The organism is Mycobacterium sp. TY815 (genome assembly GCF_030755135.1).
Taxonomy (GTDB): Bacteria; Actinomycetota; Actinomycetes; order Mycobacteriales; family Mycobacteriaceae; genus Mycobacterium.
The window spans coordinates 4,284,991-4,306,857 of record NZ_JAUFRX010000001.1 but is presented as its reverse complement, the minus strand read 5'-3'; the positions used below and the strand labels follow the sequence as shown (position 1 = coordinate 4,306,857).

The following is a 21,867-nucleotide window of genomic DNA, read 5'->3' as shown; positions in this document are numbered from 1 at the left end:
TAAGTGCCGGCCACACAGAATTGTCGTCATGTCTGTCGTCGTGCGCCCCACGGGTGAGTTCAGGGCCAACGACTGCTCCTCGGCCGCCGTGCGTGACCGCGTCAACGCCGAATTCGGTTCGTTGCCGTTCCTCGGGATCCTGACCTGCCCGACGCAGCAGGTCACCGCCGGGGCGGTGGAGGAACTCGTCTTCACCTACACCGTCGGGCAGTCCGGTATCGCGGACAGCGGCTGGCTGAAGCTGTGCTTCCGCTACTACTCCGACTGGGACCTGCAGACCACCGACCCGGCCGGGCGCGACTATGCCACCGCGTCCGTGGTCAGTCGGTCCCTGCTCGGCGGGGCCTCCGAAGTGGGGACGGTCCACACGCTGGCCACCCGCTACGACGTCAAGGGAGGCGAGCGCCCGTTCCAGAAGTCACTGCTGGTGCACGCGGTGGACGGCTATCTGCGGCCCGGCGACGTCATCGAGATCCGGTTCGGGGACCGGCGTTTCGGTGGGCAGGGAACTCGCGTGCAGACCTTCGTGGAAGACGAATTCGAGATCCACCTCTTCGTCGATCCCCTCGGCACCTCGCGGATGGCCCATGCCGGGCTCGCCACGCTGGCCGTCGTCGCCGGGCCGCCCGCGAATCTCGTGGTACACGGACCGCGCGTGGTGGGCCCCAACCAGACCACTGCTCAGCTGCGCGCCCACCTGCAGGATCGTTGGGGCAACGTCTGCCGTGATGTCCCCATCACGATCCAAGCCGCCGCCGAGGGCGAAAACGTCGCCAGCGCAAAGACTCCCGCAAGCGGCTGGGCGCACGCCATGCTGCCGGTGCCGGCCCGTCCGGGCCGTGTCGAGGTGACCGCACTGACCGATGCCGGTAACTTGGGGCCCGCCGTGGCCCTGATCGACGTCGTCGCGGATCTCCCCGCGCCGCGGGGCTATTTCGCCGATCTGCACGTCCATTCCAACGACACCGTCGGAACGCAGAGCACGGACTGGAATCTGCGCTACGGCAGGGACATCGGGGGCCTGGACGTTCTCGGCTACACCGCCAACGACTTTCAGATCACCGACGGTGCCTGGTCCGATGTGGTGGCGGCCTGCCGGGGCGCCGGCCGGGACGGCGAGTTCGTGTGCTTCCCGGGGGTGGAGTGGTGCGGCACCGCGGGCGTGGGGGGCGATCACAATGTGGTGTTCCTCGGTGAGGACACCACCATCGCGCGGTCGCTGGAATGGCGCCAGGGTATGACGGCCAGCGCGCCGACACCGCAGACCTGGCCTATCACCGAACTGTATGCCGCCTACGAGAAAGAGCCCGAGTCCTATCTGCTGATTCCCCACGTCGGGGGCCGCCGCGCCATTCTTGATTGGCACCATCCCGAACTGGAGCGGCTCATCGAGGTCCACTCCACCTGGGGCAGCAGCCCGTGGTTCCTTGAAGACGCGCTGGCGCGTGGCCTCAAGGTAGGTGCCAGCGCCGCCAGCGACGAACACCGGGGCCGCCCGGGCGGCGGCGCACCCGGCGCCAACATCTTCGGCGGTTTCGGTGGTCTGACCGGGGTGCTTGCCGAGGAACTCACCGCCGAACACGTCGGGCGGGCTCTGCGCGCTCGCCGCACGTGGGCGACCACCGGCAACCGCGCGGTCGCGTTGCTGCGCAGCGGCAGCGACTGGATGGGTGATGAGATCCTCACCGCCACAGGCGAGTTCACGGCCGAATACGGCCTCTACGGCACCACCGGGTGGGAAGAACTGGTTCTTTACGACACCCGGGGGCCGCTGTGGCGGCGCGATCTGAACACCGAAACCGGCTTGTCGGAGTCGTTGGTGCGGGTCAGCTGGGGCGGGGCGCGGCATCGGGACCGCTACCGCTGGGCGACCTGGAACGGACGCCTGCGGGTCACCGGCACCGGGATCGACTCGGTAACACCCTGGGCGGCAAGCCATCCCGAGCAGATCGTCGACATCGACGGCAGCGTGGTCGACTGGCACACCACGACCTACGGCGCTGACATCGGATTCGTGATGAGCGTGGGCGACCTGGCGACCGCCCAGTTCGACGTCGAGACAACGGTTCTCGAGGACAACCACCGCGCGACGATGAGCGTCACCGGCAAGGACCTGATTGCTCGGTCCTGCCACGAGCGACATGTCGGCGGATTGAATCTCCGCCTCCGGGTCGAACGCGTCGCCGACCCCGGGGCGTTGCCCAGCACCCTCGAAGACACCGTGACGGTGAACCTGCCACGTGAACACAGCGCGGTGTATCTGCGGGCCAGGCAATGCGACGGGCATCAGGCCTGGACCAGTCCGCTCTTCTTCACCCGGCCCCGGGAGCGATGATGGGCCACACCGCGCTGACCCGGCGCCGGCACGTGGATTTCGGTCGCGTCACCCGCGCGGCGTGTCCGCGCGTGCACGACGGCTGACGCACCGCGCCGTCGCGAGCGGCCCCTCGTTGACCTTCTTCCGGAGAAACCCATGTCCCTGTCCAAATTCCGCTACGCGGCAACCATTTCCGCTCTAATCCTGTTGCTCGCCGGCTGCTTCGGCGGCAACCCTGCGTCGAAGTCCTCCGGCGTCACATTGCGGCTGGGCTATCTGACCCGCATCACCCACGCCTCCGCTCTGGTCGGGATCGACAACGGGGCCTTCGCCAGGAATCTGGGATCGCAGGTCAAGTTCGAGCCACAACCCTTCAGCCAGGGCACCGCGGAGACCACCGCGCTACTGTCCGGCCAGCTCGACGCCGCGTTCGTCGGACCGAACCCGGCCTTCAACGCCTGGCAGCGGTCGAACGGCACTGCCATCAAGATCATTTCGGGTTCGGCCACCGGCGGCACCTCGATGGTGGTCAAACCGGGCATCAATTCCGCGGAGGATCTGCGGGGCAAGACGGTAGCCGATCCGGCGCTGGGCGGCGCCCAGGACGTGAGCGTCCGTGACTGGTTGCTGAAGAACGGGTTGAAGACCAACCCGCAGGGCGGTGGGGACGTGTCCATCAAGCCGACCACCCCCGAATCGGCGATCGTGCAGCAGTTCATCACCAATCAGATCGCCGGCGCCATCGTGTCCGCTCCCTACGATGTGCAGCTGGTGAACGCCGGCGGCACCCGGCTGTGGTCGGACCCGAACACCATCACCATTCTCGTGGTCCGGCAGGAGTTTCTGGCCGCGCACCCGGACGTGGTTGCCGGCCTGGTGCGGGGGCAGATTCAGGCCAACGAAACCATTCACACCGACCCCGAGGCGGCGGCCCGTTCGGCCAACGCCACCTTAGCCAAGGCGCTGGGCAACGGACTGGCGCCCGACGTGCTCACCGCCTCGTTCCAGGAGACGACGTTCACCAACGATCCCGGCGTACAGTCGTTGAACGACCAAGTCCGCAAGGCGGTTTCGGTGGGGTTGCTCCAACCGCTGAATCTCGACGGCATCTTCGACCTGAGTCTGCTGAACCGTGAGCTCGCGGCCGTGGGGCAGCCGCCGGTGGCGGCGTGACAACCGCCGCCCGGCACGTGGCCGCGTTGCCCGATCTGCCCGGTCCTGCGCCGGCGATCCGCCTCGAGGGGGTAGCGAAACGCTACGGCAGGGGCCGGGCGCATATTCCGGCGCTGGGCCCACTGTCATTGACGGTCGGCGTCGGCGAATTCGTATGTCTGGTAGGGATTTCCGGCTGCGGTAAGAGCACGCTACTGTCACTGATCGCCAAGCTCGACAGGCCGAGCTCCGGGCTGGTGGACACCGGTGGCCACCGGATCGCCATGATGTTTCAGGAGCCGGCGCTGTTCCCGTGGCTGACCGCGGCGGGCAACGTCGAATTGGCGCTACGGGGCATTCCGCGACGCCAGCGACGGGCACGGGCACGTGAGCTGCTGGCGACGGTGGGACTGACCGATTTCGCCGACCGGCAGCCACACCAGCTGTCCGGCGGCATGCAGCAGCGGGTGGCGCTGGCGCGTGCCCTGGCCCAGGACGCCGACGTGCTGTTGATGGACGAACCCTTCGCGGCCCTGGACGCGTTGACCCGCGACCGATTACAGGGCGAACTGGAACGGATCGTGGCGTCCCGCAACCTCACTGTCGTCTTCGTGACGCACAACGTGCGGGAGGCGGTGCGACTTGCGGACCGGGTCGTGCTGTTGAGTGCGCGCCCCGCGACCGTCGTCGAGGAGTTCGCGGTGGCCCTACCGCGGCCGCGGGACATCAACACAGCCGAGGTCGCGGAACTGGCCGCGCACATCACCGAACAGCTCAACCGGAGTGCACGTGTCGACGAAATCTGATCTGCACACCGTTGGTGCGGCGCACCGCGTCGCCGTCACCGTATGGCCGAAACTTGCTGGGGTAAGCATGATTGTGGCCGTCTGGCAGCTGGTGGCACTGAGCGGATGGAAACCGTCCTACGTGTTGCCCGGGCCCGCCGCGGTCGCCGAGAACCTGGCGCGGCAGATGCAGGGGCCACTGCTGTGGGACGCCGTCGGGACCACGATGGGCCGCGCGGTGACCGGATTCGCCCTGGCCGCCCTCATCGGAACGGTGATCGGTGCACTGGTTGCACGTAACCCGTTCGCCCGCAGCTCTTTCGGCCCGTTGATCACCGGCCTGCAGACTATGCCCGCGATCGCCTGGTTCCCCTTCGCGATCATCTTCTTCGGCCTCAACACCTCGGCGATCCTCTTCGTCATCGTGATCGGCGCCGTGCCCGCCGTGGCGCTCGGGGTCATCTCCGGCGTCGACCACATTTCGCCGCTGCTGCTGCGCGCCGCGACCGCGCTGCAGCTGCAGTCGGCCGCGCTGTACCGCCACGTGATCCTGCCCGCTGCGCTGCCGATGTTCGTCACCGGCCTCAAGCAGGGCTGGGCCTTCGCGTGGCGCAGCCTGATGGCCGGTGAACTCGTGGTGCTGGTCGCCAACACCTCCTCCATCGGGGTGCTGTTGGAGAACGCGCAGAATCTCAGCGACATGCCGTCGGCAATCTCGGTCATGATCGTCATCCTGGCCATCGGCATCATGGTCGACGCCGTGTTCAGCGCGCTGGACCGGCAGGTCCGCCGGCGATGGGGGCTGCTGGACGACCGCGATGCATAGCGGCCCGCCGTTCCGGTTGTGGGCTTTCGGCGACGCCCACGTCGGCACCGACAAGCAGCACGGGCGAGACAGCCTCGCGGACGCCATCCGCCACACCGAATGCGGCGGACGGGACGGCGGACCGGCATTCGAATGGGACCTCGCCGTCGACGTGGGCGACATGTCGGGCGCCCATCACAGCCTGCCGGACGACGCCGAAGGCCTGGAAGTGCGAAGGCAATTCGGCGCACTACGCCGCCACCGGCGCGAGGACGTGTACAGCGTGTGCGGCAACCACGACCGCAGCGGCCTGGACGAGGAGGAGGCATGGTGGTGGCGTAAGTGGATCGACCCACTCGGAGAACACCCCGAGAATTCCGGCGTGGACGCGGATGCCCGCCCATACCCGATCACCGGGACGTGGGAACGTTATTCGTTCCAGGTGGGCAACCTGCTGTTCCTGATGATGAGTGACCGCAACGAACCGACCCAGCAGGTGGGGCGGGGCACCCTGGGCGGCAATCCCGGCGGCGTCGTCAGCGGCGAGACGTTTCGGTGGTGGAAGGACATGGTCGCCGCCCATCCCCAGCACAATGTCATCTCGGTACATCACTACGTGCTCAAGGACACCACCGTCGCCTCCGGCGAGTGGGAGGGTGTGCGCAGGGGACCCGACGGCCAGTGGCGCGAGCACTACCACCGCCCCTTCACCCAGGGCACACCGCAGGGCGCGTCGTTCCTGTACTGGGTGGACAGCCGTCCCGACTCAGCCCAGTTCGAGACGTTTCTCGACGAGCGGCCCGGACGGGTGGCGATGTGGCTCGCCGGACACACCCACACGCATCCAGACGATGACCACGGGGCTAAGACTCATATCGAAAAACGCTGGGGAACATGGTTTCTCAACGTCGCGTCACTGAGCCGCCACCACATGCCGCTGACCACCCTACCGGTGAGCAGGCTGCTGACCTTCGTGCCCGGCAGCGCCGATGTCCGGGTGCAGTGCTACCTGCACACCGATCAGTACGCCGCCCAGGGCTGGTATCCCCCCGCCGAGCGAACGATTACTCTGCCCCGGCCTTTCCAGTGGCCGGCCTGATATCGAAGTGCTCCGGTTCCGGTGCGGCCAGCATGGAGGTCAACGTCGCGCGGTCCCACGGCCACAGGTCGATGGCATTGCCCTCGGTGAGGTACCAGGAGTTGCAGCCGGTGTTCCACACGGTGGGCTTCATCGCCTCCGCCACGGCGGCATTGAACTCGTCGGTTGCTTCCTCGGTCACTTCGATCGAGGACGCCGCGCCGTCGCGCAACATCTCCAGGAACCGCGCGATGTAGTGGGCGGTGCGCTCCGCCGAATACTGCAGGGAGATGGATCCGGTGGGGGAGTTCGGGCCGAGCACGGTGAACAGATTGGGAAAGCCGGGAATCGCGGTCATCCGATAGGCCCGCGGCCCGGCGGCCCAGGCCTTGTCGATGGTCAGGCCGTCACGCCCGGTGATCTCCATGGGGCGCATGTAGTTGTGCGCCTGGAAACCGGTGGCCAGCACGATGACCTCGGCGCCCCGGTGCCGGCCGTCCGCGGTCTGGATTCCGGTCGGGGTCACCGCGGTGATCCGCTCTGTCACCAGCTCGGCGTTGGCGGATTGAATTGCGCGGTAATAGCTTCCGGAGACGACCTGGCGTTTGCACAGCGGCTGGTAGTCCGGGGTCAGCTTACGGCGCAACTCTTCGTCGCGCACCTGCGCTCGGAGGCACAACCGCGCATAGCGCTGCACCGCGCGCCGCCGCCACGTCGGACGGGTGGTGACGTCGGCCAGAATTCCGGACGCCCACAGCAGCGTTCGATACATCCGGTTGTGCCCACCGGGAAACCGTCTCAGTGCGGCACCGATAAACGTGCTCTGGCGCAACGACATCGGTGCCCAGAGAACCCACTGTGGCGACCGCACGTAGTGGGCGATCGATGCGGCATCCGGCTGTAGTGCGGAGATGACCTGTACGCCGGTGGATCCCGTGCCGATCACCGCGACGTCTTTCCCGGCGGTGTCGACAGCGTCGTCCCAGCGGGCGGTGTGCAGCACCGGCCCGGGAAACTCGTCGAGTCCGGGGATGTCCGGGACCGCCGGGTGATGCAGCACCCCGGTGGCGCAGACGACCACGTCGGCGTCGATCTCCGCGCCGTCGGCGGTCACCAGCGTCCAGCTGGTGCTGCCTTCATCCCATTGCGCGGCAATGACTTCGGTGTTCAGCCGGATCCGGTCACCCAGCCCGAGCTGCTCGACCACGCCGCGGTGATATTGCTGTATGTCGGCGCCCTCGGCCCAGATGTGCGACCAGTCCGTTTTCGGCGCCCAGCCGAACTGGTAGAGCTGCGAGGGTACGTCGCAGCGCAGCCCTGGGTAGCGGTTCCAGTGCCACACGCCGCCGACGTCGGATGCCTTCTCCAGCACGGTGACATCGGAGAACCCCCGCTCGGTGAAGACGTGGAGTGCAGTGATCCCGGCGAGACCCGCGCCGATGATCACCACGCGTGGCTCTCGCGTCATGCATCGACCTCGCTGGCCGCCAAAGCCTTTCGGACGGTCGTCGGTGCGGTGGTCATCGCGGCCTCGAACGCCGCCGGGCGCCGGGAGCGGTTCATGAAGTTCGCGCCCAGGCCGGCCAGATCGGTCACGGTCGGCACGATCGGTATCACCCGCTGGCCGCGGGCACGTACGGCGGCGATCTCCTGCCACAACCCCGCCGACATCGGCCGCCGCAGCAGCCGGTCCTCGAGCACGCCGCCGATTCCCGGCACGCGCTCCCCGGTCGCTGACGCCATCGGCGCGATGACGTAGATGATGTCGGCGTTTTCGGGCTCGACGAGATCCACCGATGCCGTCGAGGCCGCCCCGCCGTCCACATAGGTCTGGTCTCCGATGGTCACCGGTGGCATCCAGCCGGGGATCGCCCAGGATGCTCGAAGGGCTTCCCCAACAGTGGCTTTCGGTGATCCGGGGGCACCGAAGGCGACGCGCCGGCCGCGTTGCACGTCGTAGGCGACCATCCGCGCGCCCGGGTGTGCCAACCATCCGTCGGGCGCTTGGAATCCGTCAGCCAACCGCTGCAGCCAGCCGGCGTCACCGCGGCCAGTCGGCGCCACCCCGGCCAGCGCGGCCAGGCCGGACTGGGAGCGCAGCAGAGCCGGATTGAGCAGCCGGGGCCGCGGTAACGGGGGCAGGCCGGGCGGTGTGTCGTGCAGGTGGCGGCGCAACCGCTCGTCGGTCGCCTGCCCGCGTTGCATGGCGACCAGGTCGGCGACCGAGGCGCCGCCGCCGAGCATGGTGACGATCTCGGCGCCGGCCGAGGTCCCCTGCAGGACGTCAGCCCCGGCGGGGTCGCTTCCGGTCTGTTCGGCCAGCGCATGCAGGGCAGCGACGATCCACGCGCCCCCGATCGTGCCGCCGCAGCCAATGACCAGCGCCGTTTTCCGGGCTTTGTCGGTCACGCGTCTCCTCGTATGCCGGGCTGACCTACGCCCGCGCCGGCAACCTGCGTTCGATGATCGTCAGCGCACGCTCGGCCCAACGGATGTTTTCCTGCTCGAAAGATATGCCACGCAGCAGGGTGAGGTACGGACCGACCCGCTCGGCTGCGGCCACGAACTCGTCTTCGGTGCGTCCGGCCAGTAGCCGCGTCCGCAACCGCTCGTAGCGTTCGAGTTTGGCCCTGGCCCACTGCAGGCGCTCGGCGATGGAGTCGCGAACGGCCCGGGTATCACCGGCGTCGGCGGCGGCGACTTTGATCATCAGGTCGTCGCGCATCATGGATGGCTTGGGCGCTCGGGCGGTGAGCTGCGTAATCGCCTCGCGTCCCGCGTCGGTGAGCGAGAACATCCGCTTGTTGGGCCGGCGCTCCTGGTGAACGAGTCGCGCCTGGATCAGGCCCTGCTCGGCCAATCGGTCGAGTTCGCGATACAGCTGCTGCGGCGTGGCCATCCAGAAGTTGGCGACCGACGCATCGAACTCTTTGGCCAGGTCGTATCCCGAGTACTCACGCTCGAGAAGGGCGGTCAGCACCGCGTCACGCAGCGACATCCGGCGATCATACAACGATGCACCTATTCAACAAAGTGATTATTTGCCTATGGACATACGACGGGCCAGGATCTAGCGTCGATCTCGTCTACTCAAAAAATTGACTATCTTGCGAGGTTTTGATGCACCCCTTCCGTAAAGCCGTCGAGGCGCACGACGTGGAAGCCGTCGAGGCGATGCTGGCCGACGACGTGGTGTTCACCAGTCCGATCGTGTTCAAGCCGTACGCCGGTAAGCCGATGACCAGGGCGCTGCTGCGCGGGGTGTTGCGAGTGTTCGAGGACTTCCGGTACGTCCGGGAGATCCACGACGAGGACGGCCGCGACCACGCGTTCGTGTTCGAGGCGATGGCGGGCGGCAAACAGGTCACCGGCTGCGACTTCCTGCACTTCAACGAGGACGGTCTGATCGACGACTTCATGGTGATGGTGCGGCCGTTGTCCGCAGCCATGGCCCTGCAGGAGGCGATGGGCGCACAGTTCGACCGCATCCGCGAAGAGGCGCTCGAGTTCGCCGGTAAGCAGGGCAGCTGACCATGCGAATCGGATTGGGGATCAACTACGCCGGCGGCTTCAAGGAAGTGGCCGCCGAAGTGGCCGACCTGGAGCGGGCGGGGTTGGACATTGTCTTTGTGCCCGAGGCGTATTCGTTCGACGCGGTGAGCGCGCTGGGGTATCTGGCGGCCAGTACCGACCGGGTGGAACTGGCGTCGGGCATCCTGCAGCTCTACACCCGCACCCCCACGCTCACGGCGATGACCGCTGCCGGACTCGACTATGTGTCCGACGGGCGCTTCACGCTCGGGCTGGGCGCTTCGGGACCGCAGGTGATCGAGGGCTTTCACGGTGTGCCCTATGACGCACCGATCGGGCGCACCCGCGAGGTCATCGAGATCTGCCGCCAGGTGTGGCGTCGCGAGACGCTGAAATACCAGGGGAAGCACTACACCATCCCGTTGCCCCCGGAGCAGGGCACCGGCCTGGGCAAACCGCTGAAGCTCATCAATCACCCTGTCCGGGAACGGATTCCGGTGCTGATCGCTGCGCTGGGCCCGAAGAACGTCGAGCTGGCCGCCGAGTTGGCCGAGGGCTGGCAGCCGATCTTCTATCTACCCGAGAAGGCGCAGGACGTGTGGGGCGACGCCCTGGCGACCGGAAAGGCCAGGCGTGACCCCGCGCTCGGCGAACTCGAGGTGTACGCCGGCCCGACCCTCGCGATCGGTGAAAACGTCGAGCCGCTCAGAGAATTCGTCAAACCGCATTTGGCGCTCTACATCGGCGGCATGGGGGCCAAAGGCAAGAACTTCTATCACACGCTGGCCACCAAGTACGGCTACGGGCCGCAGGCGGACCGTATTCAGGAGCTGTACCTGTCCGGCGACAAGGAAGGAGCCGCCAAGGTGGTTCCCGACGAACTGGTGCGCGACGTCAACCTGATCGGGACCAAGGAGTTCGTCAGGGAACGCGTCGCGGCGTTCCGTGAGGCGGGGGTGACGACGCTGAACGTCGCGCCGATCGCGGGCACGGCGGCCGAGCGGGTCAAGCTGATCGAAGAGTTGCGCGGGCTGGTCGACTGAACCCGGCTTATGACGCCGGACGCCGGCGGGAAGAGCGGGGAGTGACTCCGGTCATCGAGGTCATCGCCTCGGCGAACCGGGGATAGACGATGGCGGGTCCGATCCACCGCGCCAGGAAGCGCTGCAGTTCGGCACCCCGGCGCGGGGGTTGGCCGCGGTCGACGAGAAACGAATGCAATATCCGCAGGCAGAATTCGGAGAGTTCGTCCAGCGCGGCGTCATCGAAACCGTTTGCCTCCCAGTCGACGTCGTACCGGTGCAACATCGACCGGCTGAACGCCACCGCGGTTTCGGACGAGATCGACGGAACCGCGCCTCCCTGTTGGCGTTTGGTGAGGATCAGCCGGATGCGGTCGTCAGCGGCCAGGTTCTCGATCGTAAAAGCCAGGCCCTCCACCACGGCCCCGACCGGATCGGTCTGACCGCGCACATGATCGGCCAGCCGCTCCAGGAACCCGTCGCCGGATCGCATGGCGGTGGCCAGCAACAGCGCCTCGGTCCCCGGGAAGTAGCGGTAGACGGTCTGGCGCGTCACACCCAGCGCGCGCGCCACGTCGGCGATGCGCATGGCCGACCCGCGCTCGGCGACGATCGCCTCAGCCGCGTCCAGGATGCGGGCGATCGCCTCCTCGTCGGAAGCGGGCGTATTTCCGGCCCAACCGTGACTGCGCGCCACTACCGGCTCCTCCGTGCCGCTGACATGACGCGATCATATCGGGGGCAAAGCGAGGTCCGTCCGCGTCATGGCTGTGTGGCGCCGATCGAATACCAGCGTGCGGCACTTTTCGGCTCTGTCGCGTAACGGTCGAACCACCGTCTGGCGAACTCGGGGATCTTTTCGTGCGTGGGGTCGTGGCCGGGACCCTGCGAACGCAGCAAGCCGACCAGCATCGCCGCGAGCTCGCGTTTGGGGACACCGGCATACGTGGCCTGTCCGGGACCCGTCAGCGCTCGGGCGGCACGCAGTGAGGCGTAGAAAGCCCTGGGCGACAGTCCTTCAGGGATCAGCTGACCAAAGGCCCCGCCGTCTGCTTCCGGCACCTGTTCGCGAAATCCGCGCGTGATGATCTTCAGGATCTCGTCGATGTGCCGCGCCACGCCGGCGATGGTCTTGAGTCGGTAGGGATACCTGTCATGGACGGCGTCGTAGACCCTCAGCGCCGAACTGCGATGCTCGATCTCCTCCACGAAGTGCCAGAGAAACAGTGAGGCCACCCGTTCATCGCCGGGGCGGAAGAGTTTGTCCTCGTGATCGAGAAACACTTTGAAGTACGGAGTGAACGTCGCCTCGATGGCCGCGACGTATCCCAGTCGCCAGGCCAGTGGTTTGGTTGCCGTCAGGTGGTCGAATGACGCGACGACTTGGTCCATCGTCTCGTGCAGTCCGGGCCAGCGACGGACGAGGGCGCGATAGTGGCTCAGGTGCGCGGCCGAATGCTGAGCCTCTTGGCGCAGATAGGCGTTGGCCTCCTCGGCGACTTCGGGATCCCGCATCAGGGGGATGGCCTCACGAGTCGCCTCGACGATGAACTTCTCGAAACCCGGTGCAAAGAATGTGATTACGTTGCACTGCATGCCGAATGCGGGGCGCTCGGGCTGCCAGTTGAAGGGGATGTCGGAGCCCGCGAAGTCGAAGCGGACTCGTCGCACTTGGATGTCAGTCGCCACGCGCCCGCCTTCTCATTCGGTCCCCCGGTGTGACTTGTTTTTGACGGTAGCGGCAACCCAGCGCTCTGGCAATACGTTCCGAGGTAAATGTATGGTGATGTGATGGGTTACTCGACCGTGAGCGGCACTTCCGGGGCCGTTGCGTCGGATCCCGATGCGCTGCTCGGCCTGCCATTCGACGATTCGGACGATGTCATTCGGGACGCCGTCAGCCAGGCCAGTGTTCCCGCGCTGTTGATGTCCATGGTCCACATGACCGGCGATATCAGCCTTCTCGACGAACTGCCGCGGCCGTACGCCCTCATCGCGATGGACCTGCAGGGCGCGATGAGCGAGCCCGACAAGGACGCCGTGCGTCAGCGTGCCTTCGACGTGATCCGGGACTACCGCGACCGAGGTTGCCCGCCGCCACACATTCCCGATCCCGAACAGATGCGGGTCATGTTCGATGTGATCTCCGCGGGCACGGTGACCGAGGAGCACGTCGACTATGTGGCAGCCGACCTGCGGTTCACCGACGCCGACCAGAACGGGCCCCTGCTCAGGTCATCGCCGCAGCAGCGCGCGGCGTTCCCCGTCGTCGTCATCGGCTGTGGTGAGGCCGGGCTGTTGGCCGGCATCAAGCTGAAAGCCGCGGGCATTCCCTTCACGATCATCGAGAAGCAAGCAGGAGTCGGCGGGACGTGGTTGGTGAATCGCTACCCGGGCTGCCGGGTGGACATCGCCAATCAGTACTACGCCTACTCGTTCGAGCCGACGGACCACTGGACCCATTACTACTCAGAGCAACCGGAGATCCTGCGGTACCTCAACGACGTGGCGACCCGGCACGATATCGCCCCGCACGTGCGGTTCAACACCTCAGTGACCGCCGCAACGTGGGACGAGGAATCGACAATGTGGCGGGTGGTCGTGCAGGACGCCGACGGGCAGGCGGAGACGCTGAGCGCACGGGCGCTGATCTGTGCGGTCGGTCAATTCAGCAACTCGGTGATTCCAGACATCAAGGGAGCCAATACGTTCCGCGGGCCGTCGTTCCACACGGCGGACTGGCCGGAGGACGTCGACCTGACGGACAAGCGGGTAGCGGTGATCGGTGCGGGCGCCAGCGGGTTTCAATTGGTGCCCGCCATCGCCGACATCACCCAGCAGGTCGACGTCTATCAGCGCACCCCGCAGTGGATGGCCCCCAACCCGATGTACCACGACGCCGTACCCGACGCAGCGAGATGGGCGATCCGTCACCTGCCCTACTACGGCCGGTGGCTGCGGTTCGTGTCGTGGTGGCCACTGGCCGACGCGCTCGACGAGCAGGTGCGGATCGATCCGGACTGGGACAACGGCGGGCTGTCGTGCAACGCGTCCAACCACGGCATCCGGGAGATGTTCATCGCGTGGATGCGGGTCTTCTGCCGGGACGAGGAATTGCTGGCCAAGGTCACCCCGAAGTATCCGCCGATGGGCAAACGAACGTTGCAGGACAACGGAACCTGGCTGCGGACTCTGCAACGCGACGATGTCCAACTCATCACCGACGGGATCGCCGAGATCACCGAAGACGGGGTGACCACCGTCGACGGCGTGCAGCGGCGGGCGGACGTGCTGGTGTGGGCAACCGGTTTCGACGTCAACCATCAACTCGGACCCATCGACATCCGCGGGCTGTACGGACTCGACCTCAACACCGCCTGGGGCGACTCCGCCTATGCGTATCTGGGAATCACGGTGCCGGACTTCCCGAACTTCTTCTGCATGTACGGGCCCGGCACCAACGGGGTCAACGGCGCCAGCATCATCTACAACTCCGAATGCCAGATGCGCTGCATCATGGGCTGCATCGACATGGTGCTCGCGGGCGGTTTCGGCTCGGTCATGCCACGGGCGGAAGTGTGTGCGGATTACAACCGGCGCAACCAGGAGCGGCTGAAAACCATGGTGTACAGCCATCCCGCAGTGAGCAGCAGTTACTACAAGAATGCCGCGGGCGCGTTGCCCACGCTCTACGGCTTCCGCATCTTCGACTACTGGAGATGGACCAGCCGCCCGAACGTCGACGATTACGAACTGCGGCCGTGAGTTTCAGTCCACCGCGACAGGCGACTTGCGGCCCCTCGAGGGGACCGCGTTTGCAACGGACGCTCCGAGAAAGCGTTCGACGATGGCGCGTTCGGCTGCAGACCCGTCGAGCGGCCAGCACCACAGAGCCAGGAAGACGCGGATAAGCCATTGCGCTGACATGGGGTCAAGGTCGTTCTCCCCGAGCATTTCAGCGGCGAAGCCGATGACGACAGGCGATTTGGTCAGCCATTCACTACCGGGCCCCAGGTTCATCGACTGCATGACGTGAACCAGGGGGTCGGCACGCATGCATTGCAGGGCAACGATGGTCGCGGTGACGACCCGCCCCGGGCCGGTGAGGTCCTTGATGGCCAGGCGCACCGTCTCGAGTATGCGGTTGGCGTGGATGCGGACGACGGCTTCCCGGATGGCCGTTTTACCGCCGGCGCGCCGATAGATCGTTGCGGGCGAACAGTGCACGCGCTCGGCCAGGGCCTCAATGGTGAAGGCCTCGTAGCCGATGGTGGAGATCAGGTCGGCGGCGCCGGCGTAAATGCGATCGGCGGCTTCTTCATGGCGATTGCGATCCAACAACCAATCGTGGTGTGGCATGTCGGCCTCTTCCGGACATGGTGAAAAATCTTCCGCTGATTTTCGCACGTTGAGACTAATAGCCCCGACCGTCTCATCGTAGACAGCTGGTCGTGACCCGTAACCGACTCGGTCGGCGCCGGCTGAGCTACAGCCGGCTCCTCAACTTCCTCGCCGACTATTGACCCCGCGGTGAGACGGCATTCAGCCTGAACCCTGTGACCTCCCCGGCCGATCCGGTTGATTTCTTCGGCGCCGAAACGCTGCAGGACCCCTACCCGATGTACGACCGGATGCGCGCACAATCCCCGGTGCACCGCATCGGCGACTCTGAGTTCTATGCCGTGTTCGGCTGGGATGCGCTGATCGACGCCGTCAATCGGGTCGAGGACTTCTCCTCTAATCTCACCGCGACCATGGTCTATCAGCAGGACGGAACGGTCACCCCGTTCCAGATGATCGAGGCCGGTAGTCCCGACCACGCGCTGGCCACCGCGGACGATCCGGCACACGCCGTGCACCGAAAAATATTGCTGCCACACCTTTCTGCCAAGCGCGTCCGCATCATCGAGCAGTTCGCCGCGCAAACCGCGGAACGCCTGTGGGACGAGGCGCTGCGCGACGGGCGGATTGAGTGGATGACCGCGATGGCGAACCGGCTGCCGATGATGGTCGTCGCCAAGCTGCTCGGTCTGCCGGCTGCCGACGTGGAGAAGTTGATCCGGCTCGGCTTCGCTACCACAACGCTGCTCGACGGCGTCGTGACGCAGGTCCAACTGGAAGCGGCCGGCGCCGCGGCCTTCGAACTTGCCGGCTACGTTCTTGAACACTTCGAAAAACCCAGCAACACGCCGGATTTCGGCCTTATTCAAGACATGGCAGCACGGTATGCCGCCGGTGAGGTGAACCAGGCCGTGGCGATGGGCATCATGCTCACGCTGTTCAGCGCCGCGGGCGAATCGACCGCCTCTCTATTGGGGAGCGCCACCTGGATCCTCGCCGACCGGCCCGAGATCCAGCAGCGGGTGCGTGAGCGTCCCGAATTGTTGAACGTGTTCATCGAAGAGACGCTGCGCTTTGAGCCGCCGTTTCGCGGTCACTACCGACACGTGTGGCGCGACACGACCCTGGGTGGCGTCGCGCTTCCGAAGAACTCCCATTTGCTATTGCTGTGGGGGGCGGCCAATCGGGATCCGCAACATTTCGACGCACCGAACGATTTTCGCCTGGACCGCAGCGGCGCCCGAGGGCATGTCGCCTTCGGCAAAGGCGCGCACTTCTGCATTGGTGCGGCGCTCGCCCGACTGGAGGCCCAGATCGTGCTCCGAATGCTGCTGGAGCGCACCTCCTGGATCGACGCGGCGGACGTCGGCGAGTGGTTGCCCAGCATCCTGGTGCGACGTCTCGACCGCCTGGAATTGGCGGTGCGGTAACTCGCGTCCCGAAGCCGAAACGCGCACAGTTGCTCTGTGGCGCGACCGAGCGCTTCCGCCCGCACTACTGTTGTGACCATGGGACTCACCCGACTTTTCCTGGAATGGCCCGTCGTCCGGCAGCTGCGCTCGGGAGACGCGCTCGGCCGTGGCCCCGCGGTGACCTCCAAACACACTCGGGCCATCACCCCGCGCACCACCACCGCAGACCGGGTGGTGCAGAGCGTCTGTCCCTACTGCGCGGTGGGCTGCGGGCAGAAGGTTTACGTCAAGGACGAGAAGGTCGTGCAGATCGAGGGCGACCCCGATTCGCCGATATCGCGTGGCCGGTTGTGCCCCAAAGGCTCGGCCAGCGAGCAACTCGTCAACAACCCGGGCCGGCAGGTCAAGGTTCTCTACCGGGCGCCCCGCGCCACTGACTGGGAGCCGCTGGAGCTCGACCGGGCCATCGACATGGTGGCTGACCGGTTCGTCGAGGCCCGCCGGCACGCCTGGCAGGACATCGACAAGCACGGTCACCCGCTGCGGCGCACCATGAAGATCGCCGCGCTCGGCGGTGCCACGCTGGACAACGAAGAGAACTACATCATCAAGAAGCTCTTCACCGCCGCGGGCGCCATCCAGATCGAGAACCAAGCCCGTATTTGACACTCCGCCACGGTTCCCGGTCTGGGAACCTCCTTCGGGCGCGGCGGCGCCACCCAATCACTGCAAGACATGGCCAATGCGGACTGCATTGTCATCCAGGGCTCCAACATGGCCGAGTGCCACCCGGTCGGGTTCCAGTGGGTGGAAGAAGCTAAAGCGCGCGGCGCCAAGCTGATTCACGTCGATCCGCGCTTTACCCGCACCTCGGCGGTGTCCAACAAGCACATTCCGATCCGGGCCGGCTCCGACGTGGTGCTGCTGGGCGCGTTGATCAATTACGTGATCGCCAACGACCTCTGGTTCAAGGAGTACGTGCTGGCCTACACCAACGCGGCCACCCTGATCAACGAAAACTATCGGGACAGTGAGGATCTGGGCGGGCTGTTCTCCGGCTTCGACCCGGAGACCGGTCAGTACGACACCACCACTTGGGCCTACGCGGGCCAGGAGGACGAGCCCGACCCGGAACATGGGGCCAGCGCCGCCGCCCGCGCCGCCGGAGACGCGCACGGCAGCGGCGGTCCGCCGTTGCCGCATGCCCGCGTGCAACGGGACGAGACGCTGCAGCACCCGCGTTCGGTGTTCCAGATCGTGAAGCGGCACTACGCGCGCTACACGCCGGAGATGGTGCGCGACGTCTGCGGCATCAGTGTCGAGGACTTCGACTACCTGGCCCGCGCCGTCACCGAGAACTCCGGCCGCGAGCGCACCACCTGCTTCGCTTACGCCGTGGGCTGGACCCAGCACACGCTCGGAGCCCAATTCATTCGCACCGCAACGATTCTGCAGCTGTTGCTGGGCAACGTCGGACGCCCGGGCGGCGGCATCATGGCGCTGCGGGGCCACGCCACCATCCAAGGCTCCACCGACATCCCCACGCTGTTCAACCTGCTGCCCGGTTACCTGTCGATGCCGAAGGCCGGCGTGCACGACACCTTCGGTGAGTACATCGACGCGGTCGGACCGAAGAACCAGAAGGGTTTCTGGGCCGACGCGGACGCCTACCTGATCAGCCTGCTCAAGGCGTGGTGGGGTGAGGCGGCCCGCGAGGACAACGACTGGGCGTTCGACTACCTGCCGCGGTTGTCCGGTCCGCACGGCACGTACCAGACGGTGATGTCGATGCTCGAGGACGAGGTCGACGGCTACTTCCTGCTCGGGCAGAACCCGGCGGTCGGCTCGGCACACGGCCGCATGCAGCGGATGGGCATGTCGCACCTGAAGTGGCTGGTGGTCCGCGATCTCAACATGATCGAGTCGGCCACCTTCTGGAAGGACGGGCCCGAGATCGCCTCCGGTGAGCTCAAAACCGAAGAGATTGACACCGAGGTGTTCTTCTTCCCGGCAGCCACCCACGTCGAGAAGGCCGGCTCTTTCACCCAGACGCAACGGTTGGTGCAGTGGCGGCATCAGGCGGTCCAGCCTCCCGGTGACTGCCAGAGCGAGCTGCAGTTCTTCATCGAACTGGGCAAGCGCATCAGGCAACGCCTGGCCGGGTCGACGGACGAGCGCGATCGGCCGCTGTTGGACTTGACCTGGGACTATCCCACCGACGAGAACGGCGAACCGGACGCCACCGCGGTGCTGGCCGAGATCAGTGGCCGCTACCTGACCGGACCGAAGGCGGGTCAGCCGGTGGCGGGTTACACCGAGCTGGGTGCCGACGGATCGACGTCCTGCGGATGCTGGATCTATTCGGGGGTGTACGCCGAGGGGGTCAACCTGGCCGCCCGCCGGGCACCCCAAGGTGGCCCGAGCCCGAGCCAGTCGGAATGGGGCTGGGCGTGGCCGGCCGACCGCCGCATTCTGTACAACCGCGCCTCGGCCGATCCGGACGGCAACCCGTGGAGCGAGCGCAAGCGCTACATCTGGTGGGACGCCCAGCAGCAACGCTGGGTCGGGAACGATGTGCCGGACTTCCCCGTCGACCGCGACCCGCATGCGCGGCCGGCTCCGGACGTCGGCGGACCGGACGCGCTGGCCGGTGACGACCCGTTCATCATGCAGGCCGACGGCAAGGCCTGGCTGTTCGCACCCAAAGGTCTCGTGGACGGCCCGCTGCCCACTCACTACGAGCCGCAGGAATCGCCGGTGGCTAACGCGCTGTACCCGCAGCAGCAGAACCCGTCGCGAATCACGTTCCCGCGCAAAGACAATCTGTGGGCGCCGAGTGCAGGTGACCCGGGCGGGGACGTGTATCCCTACGTGTTCACCACCTACCGGCTCACCGAACACCACACCGCGGGCGGGATGAGCCGCTGGCTGCCCTACCTGGCCGAGCTGCAACCGGAGATGTTCTGCGAAGTGTCACCGGAGCTGGCCGCCGAACGCGGCCTGCAGCCCTACGGCTGGGCGACGATCGTGTCGCCGAGGGCGGCGATCGAGGCCAAGGTGCTCGTCACCGAACGGATGCGACCGCTGGTGATCGGCGGGCACACGATCCACCAGATCGGTCTGCCGTATCACTGGGGCGTGGGCTCTGATGCCGTGGTGAGCGGCGACGCCGCCAACGATCTGCTCGGGGTGGCCCTGGACCCGAACGTGCAGATCCAGGAGTCCAAAGCAGGCTCGTGCGACATCCGCCCGGGCCGCCGACCACAGGGTGAAGCGCTGCTGCGCCTCATCGAGGAATATCAGTCGCGTGCGGGGGTAACCGTCGAGACGGACAATATCCGGGTGACCAATCCGCAACGGGAGGGCTGATGGCGCAGCTGGTCGAATCGACCGGTCCTGCCGAGGACGCGGGATGGTCGAACTCCAAGCCGCGCAAAGGGTTCTTCACCGACACCTCCATCTGCATCGGCTGTAAGGCGTGCGAGGTGGCCTGCAAGGAGTGGAACCGCAACCCGCGTGACGGTGACCTGGAGATTCTCGGCTCGTCCTACGACAACACCGGCCAGCTGGGCGCCAGCACCTGGCGGCATGTCGCATTCATCGAGCAGGACCGTGGCCGCATCGAAGAGGCCCGCGAATCCGGGCGTGCCCTGGTGAATCTGGGCATGCCGTCCGTGGCCGGCGCCCCCGCCCCCGTCGACACCAGCCCGCCAGACACGCCCGAGTTCCGCTGGTTGATGGCCTCGGACGTGTGCAAGCACTGCACCCACGCCGGCTGCCTCGACGTCTGTCCGACGGGCGCGCTGTTCCGCACCGAGTTCGGCACCGTCGTCGTGCAGGACGACGTCTGCAACGGGTGCGGCACCTGCGTGGCCGGGTGCCCGTTCGGCGTCGTCGAACGCCGCAGCGACGGCACCTACGCCACCCCGGCCAACCGCTCCGACCGCCCGGAACACACGTTCGTCACCGGGGTGGCCCAGAAATGCACGCTCTGCTACGACCGGCTGCTCGAGGACCAGACCCCGGCCTGCGCTCAGACCTGCCCGACGACGTCGATCAAGTTCGGCGATCACGACGACCTGGTCGCGAAAGCTCGCGCCCGAGTCGCCGAGCTGCACGCCCAGGGGCTCACCGAGGCCCGCCTCTACGGCGTCAACGAGCACGACGGCGTCGGCGGCACCGGTTCGGTCTTCCTGATCCTCGATGAGCCCGAGGTGTACGGCCTGCCGCCCGACCCGCGGGTGCCGACCGCCGACCTGATGCAGATGTTCAAGCGGGCCGGAGTTGCCGCCGCGGGAATGTTCGCCGCTGGGGCACTGGCATTTTGGCGATCCCGATGAGCACGTCGGAGTACGACAGCCTGCGGCCACCGTCGGGCGGCAAGCGCCGGCGGGGCGACGGCAAGCGCCGCCGCCGTGACGAGTCGATCATGGTGCCCGACGCCGAATTCTCTTCGTACTACGGACGTCCCGTGGTCAAGCCGGCGCCCTGGGGACACGAGGTCGGCGCCTATCTGTTCCTGGGCGGCGTCGCCGGAGGGTCCGGCCTGTTGGCCGCCGGTGCCCAGCTGACCGGGCGAAAACTATTGCGCCGCAACACCAGACTGGCCGCTTTGGCCGCCGTCCTGCTGGGCGGGGTCGCGCTGGTCAAGGATCTGGGCCGCCCCGAGCGTTTCGTCAACATGCTGCGCACCTTCAAGCTGACCTCGCCGATGAGCGTCGGCTCGTGGATCCTCAGCTTCTTCAGCGCGGGCATCGGCGTGGCCGCGGCGTCCGAGGTGGACCGGATGACCGGTGAGCGGCTGCCACTCGGTCCGTTGCGGCCCGTGTTGCGTGCCGTGGAGGGACCGGCCGGCCTGGAGGCCGCACTGTTCGCCCCGCCGCTGGCGGTGTACACCGCGGTGTTGTTGTCCGACACCGCAACTCCGACCTGGAACGCCGCGTACAAAGACCTGCCGTTCGTGTTCGTGAGTTCGGCGAGCCTGGCGGCATCGGGCCTGGCGATGATCACCACCCCGGTCGCCGAGGCCGGTCCTGCCCGCAAACTGGCCGTCATGGGCGCCGTCAGCGATCTCATCTCCGCGCGGGTCACCGAATACCGGATGGACCCGGTGACCCGAGAACCATTGCATCACGGGACTCCCGGCAAGTTGCTGCATTGGAGCGAAATATTAGCCGCCGCAGGTGGTTTGGGCGCGCTGCTGGGCGGGGGTCGCCGCGATGTCGCCGCCCTGTCGGGCGCGGCGCTGCTGACGGCGTCGGCGATGCTGCGGTTCGGCTTCTTCGAAGCGGGCAAGGAGTCCGCGCGCGATCCGCGCTACACGATCGAGCCGCAGAAGCGCCGGCTGGCCGCGCGCCGGGCGGCCGGTATCACCGACGACTCGATAACGACTGTTGGTTGAAGCTGGTTGAAGCTGGTTGAAGC

At 66.7% G+C, this 21,867-nt stretch carries 18 protein-coding genes; 12 read left to right on the top strand and 6 right to left on the bottom strand.

Translation table 11 applies throughout. The annotated features are described in order from the left end of the window. The first annotated feature begins 28 nt into the window (after nt 1-28). The 5 genes from QXK92_RS18750 to QXK92_RS18730 all read left to right on the top strand — a co-directional run bounded on the left by QXK92_RS18750 (nt 29) and on the right by QXK92_RS18730 (nt 6,158). Nucleotides 29-2,335, top strand: coding sequence for a hypothetical protein (locus QXK92_RS18750; RefSeq protein ID WP_306243684.1), 2,307 nt, complete (start codon nt 29-31; stop codon nt 2,333-2,335). Nucleotides 2,336-2,473: 138 nt separating this feature from the next. Beyond that, the gene (locus QXK92_RS18745; RefSeq protein WP_306243682.1) at nt 2,474-3,490 is read left to right on the top strand and encodes an ABC transporter substrate-binding protein; all 1,017 of its coding nucleotides are present in this window, start codon (nt 2,474-2,476) and stop codon (nt 3,488-3,490) included. A gap of 56 nt (nt 3,491-3,546) precedes the next feature. Beyond that, nucleotides 3,547-4,275, top strand: a complete 729-nt coding sequence (locus QXK92_RS18740) for an ABC transporter ATP-binding protein (protein ID WP_371934564.1) — start codon at nt 3,547-3,549, stop codon at nt 4,273-4,275. Beyond that, nucleotides 4,259-5,080 (top strand): ABC transporter permease, encoded by an 822-nt coding sequence (locus tag QXK92_RS18735; protein WP_306243678.1) that lies wholly within the window; start codon nt 4,259-4,261, stop codon nt 5,078-5,080. Before QXK92_RS18740 ends, QXK92_RS18735 begins: the two co-directional genes overlap by 17 nt. After that, nucleotides 5,073-6,158 (top strand): hypothetical protein, encoded by a 1,086-nt coding sequence (locus QXK92_RS18730; RefSeq protein WP_306243676.1) that lies wholly within the window; start codon nt 5,073-5,075, stop codon nt 6,156-6,158. The genes QXK92_RS18735 and QXK92_RS18730 overlap by 8 nt, the downstream gene beginning before the upstream one ends. On the opposite strand, the gene QXK92_RS18725 is transcribed toward QXK92_RS18730, so the two are convergent. Genes QXK92_RS18725 through QXK92_RS18715 form a run of 3 tightly spaced genes read right to left on the bottom strand, consistent with a single transcriptional unit; the run spans nt 6,124 to nt 9,135 of the window. Then, the gene (locus QXK92_RS18725; RefSeq protein ID WP_306243674.1) at nt 6,124-7,605 is read right to left on the bottom strand and encodes an NAD(P)/FAD-dependent oxidoreductase; all 1,482 of its coding nucleotides are present in this window, start codon (nt 7,603-7,605) and stop codon (nt 6,124-6,126) included. The genes QXK92_RS18730 and QXK92_RS18725 overlap by 35 nt on opposite strands. Continuing rightward, nucleotides 7,602-8,546, bottom strand: coding sequence for a patatin-like phospholipase family protein (locus QXK92_RS18720; RefSeq protein WP_306243671.1), 945 nt, complete (start codon nt 8,544-8,546; stop codon nt 7,602-7,604). Before QXK92_RS18720 ends, QXK92_RS18725 begins: the two co-directional genes overlap by 4 nt. Nucleotides 8,547-8,571: 25 nt before the next feature. Continuing rightward, a complete protein-coding gene (locus QXK92_RS18715) occupies nt 8,572-9,135 on the bottom strand; it encodes a PadR family transcriptional regulator (RefSeq protein ID WP_306243669.1) in 564 nt (187 codons plus the stop codon). A gap of 122 nt (nt 9,136-9,257) precedes the next feature. Between QXK92_RS18715 and QXK92_RS18710 the strand changes: the two genes are divergently transcribed. Together QXK92_RS18710 and QXK92_RS18705 are read left to right on the top strand one after the other, a co-directional pair. After that, nucleotides 9,258-9,668, top strand: a complete 411-nt coding sequence (locus QXK92_RS18710) for a nuclear transport factor 2 family protein (protein WP_306243668.1) — start codon at nt 9,258-9,260, stop codon at nt 9,666-9,668. A gap of 2 nt (nt 9,669-9,670) precedes the next feature. After that, nucleotides 9,671-10,711 (top strand): LLM class F420-dependent oxidoreductase, encoded by a 1,041-nt coding sequence (locus QXK92_RS18705; protein WP_306243666.1) that lies wholly within the window; start codon nt 9,671-9,673, stop codon nt 10,709-10,711. Between the two features lie 7 nt (nt 10,712-10,718). On the opposite strand, the gene QXK92_RS18700 is transcribed toward QXK92_RS18705, so the two are convergent. Both QXK92_RS18700 and QXK92_RS18695 read right to left on the bottom strand, forming a co-directional pair. Further along, a complete protein-coding gene (locus tag QXK92_RS18700) occupies nt 10,719-11,387 on the bottom strand; it encodes a TetR/AcrR family transcriptional regulator (RefSeq protein WP_306243664.1) in 669 nt (222 codons plus the stop codon). Between the two features lie 65 nt (nt 11,388-11,452). Then, nucleotides 11,453-12,379 carry a metal-dependent hydrolase gene (locus QXK92_RS18695; RefSeq protein WP_306243662.1) on the bottom strand — a complete coding sequence of 309 codons (927 nt, stop codon included), beginning with the start codon at nt 12,377-12,379 and terminating at the stop codon, nt 11,453-11,455. 102 nt (nt 12,380-12,481) lie between these two features. On the opposite strand from QXK92_RS18695, the gene QXK92_RS18690 reads away from it, so the two are divergent. Further along, nucleotides 12,482-14,455 (top strand): NAD(P)/FAD-dependent oxidoreductase, encoded by a 1,974-nt coding sequence (locus tag QXK92_RS18690; RefSeq protein ID WP_306243660.1) that lies wholly within the window; start codon nt 12,482-12,484, stop codon nt 14,453-14,455. A 3-nt stretch (nt 14,456-14,458) separates the two neighbouring features. Here the strand turns inward: QXK92_RS18690 and QXK92_RS18685 are convergent, their stop codons facing one another. Next, nucleotides 14,459-15,049, bottom strand: a complete 591-nt coding sequence (locus QXK92_RS18685; protein ID WP_306244526.1) for a TetR/AcrR family transcriptional regulator — start codon at nt 15,047-15,049, stop codon at nt 14,459-14,461. A 260-nt stretch (nt 15,050-15,309) separates the two neighbouring features. On the opposite strand from QXK92_RS18685, the gene QXK92_RS18680 reads away from it, so the two are divergent. The 4 genes from QXK92_RS18680 (at nt 15,310) to nrfD (ending at nt 21,844) form a co-directional block, all read left to right on the top strand. Next, complete coding sequence (locus QXK92_RS18680) at nt 15,310-16,461, top strand: cytochrome P450 (protein WP_306244525.1); 1,152 nt, start codon at nt 15,310-15,312, stop codon at nt 16,459-16,461. A gap of 78 nt (nt 16,462-16,539) precedes the next feature. Further along, entirely contained in the window at nt 16,540-19,812 is a 3,273-nt protein-coding gene (gene fdh / locus QXK92_RS18675; protein ID WP_306243658.1) for a formate dehydrogenase, read from the top strand. After that, nucleotides 19,812-20,783, top strand: coding sequence for a 4Fe-4S dicluster domain-containing protein (locus QXK92_RS18670; protein ID WP_306243656.1), 972 nt, complete (start codon nt 19,812-19,814; stop codon nt 20,781-20,783). Before fdh ends, QXK92_RS18670 begins: the two co-directional genes overlap by 1 nt. Further along, complete coding sequence (nrfD, locus tag QXK92_RS18665) at nt 20,780-21,844, top strand: NrfD/PsrC family molybdoenzyme membrane anchor subunit (protein WP_306243654.1); 1,065 nt, start codon at nt 20,780-20,782, stop codon at nt 21,842-21,844. The genes QXK92_RS18670 and nrfD overlap by 4 nt, the downstream gene beginning before the upstream one ends. Nucleotides 21,845-21,867: the final 23 nt, after the last annotated feature.

Excerpts from the sequence above, each read along its gene's own strand:
- QXK92_RS18750 (WP_306243684.1), top strand. The coding sequence starts at position 29 with ATGTCTGTCGTCGTGCGCCCCACGGGTGAGTTCAGGGCCAACGACTGC.
- QXK92_RS18745 (WP_306243682.1), top strand. The coding sequence starts at position 2,474 with ATGTCCCTGTCCAAATTCCGCTACGCGGCAACCATTTCCGCTCTAATC.
- QXK92_RS18730 (WP_306243676.1), top strand. The coding sequence starts at position 5,073 with ATGCATAGCGGCCCGCCGTTCCGGTTGTGGGCTTTCGGCGACGCCCAC.
- QXK92_RS18725 (WP_306243674.1), bottom strand. The coding sequence starts at position 7,605 with ATGACGCGAGAGCCACGCGTGGTGATCATCGGCGCGGGTCTCGCCGGG.
- QXK92_RS18715 (WP_306243669.1), bottom strand. The coding sequence starts at position 9,135 with ATGTCGCTGCGTGACGCGGTGCTGACCGCCCTTCTCGAGCGTGAGTAC.
- QXK92_RS18710 (WP_306243668.1), top strand. The coding sequence starts at position 9,258 with ATGCACCCCTTCCGTAAAGCCGTCGAGGCGCACGACGTGGAAGCCGTC.
- QXK92_RS18705 (WP_306243666.1), top strand. The coding sequence starts at position 9,671 with ATGCGAATCGGATTGGGGATCAACTACGCCGGCGGCTTCAAGGAAGTG.
- QXK92_RS18690 (WP_306243660.1), top strand. The coding sequence starts at position 12,482 with ATGGGTTACTCGACCGTGAGCGGCACTTCCGGGGCCGTTGCGTCGGAT.
- QXK92_RS18685 (WP_306244526.1), bottom strand. The coding sequence starts at position 15,049 with ATGCCACACCACGATTGGTTGTTGGATCGCAATCGCCATGAAGAAGCC.
- QXK92_RS18680 (WP_306244525.1), top strand. The coding sequence starts at position 15,310 with ATGTACGACCGGATGCGCGCACAATCCCCGGTGCACCGCATCGGCGAC.
- QXK92_RS18670 (WP_306243656.1), top strand. The coding sequence starts at position 19,812 with ATGGCGCAGCTGGTCGAATCGACCGGTCCTGCCGAGGACGCGGGATGG.
- nrfD (WP_306243654.1), top strand. The coding sequence starts at position 20,780 with ATGAGCACGTCGGAGTACGACAGCCTGCGGCCACCGTCGGGCGGCAAG.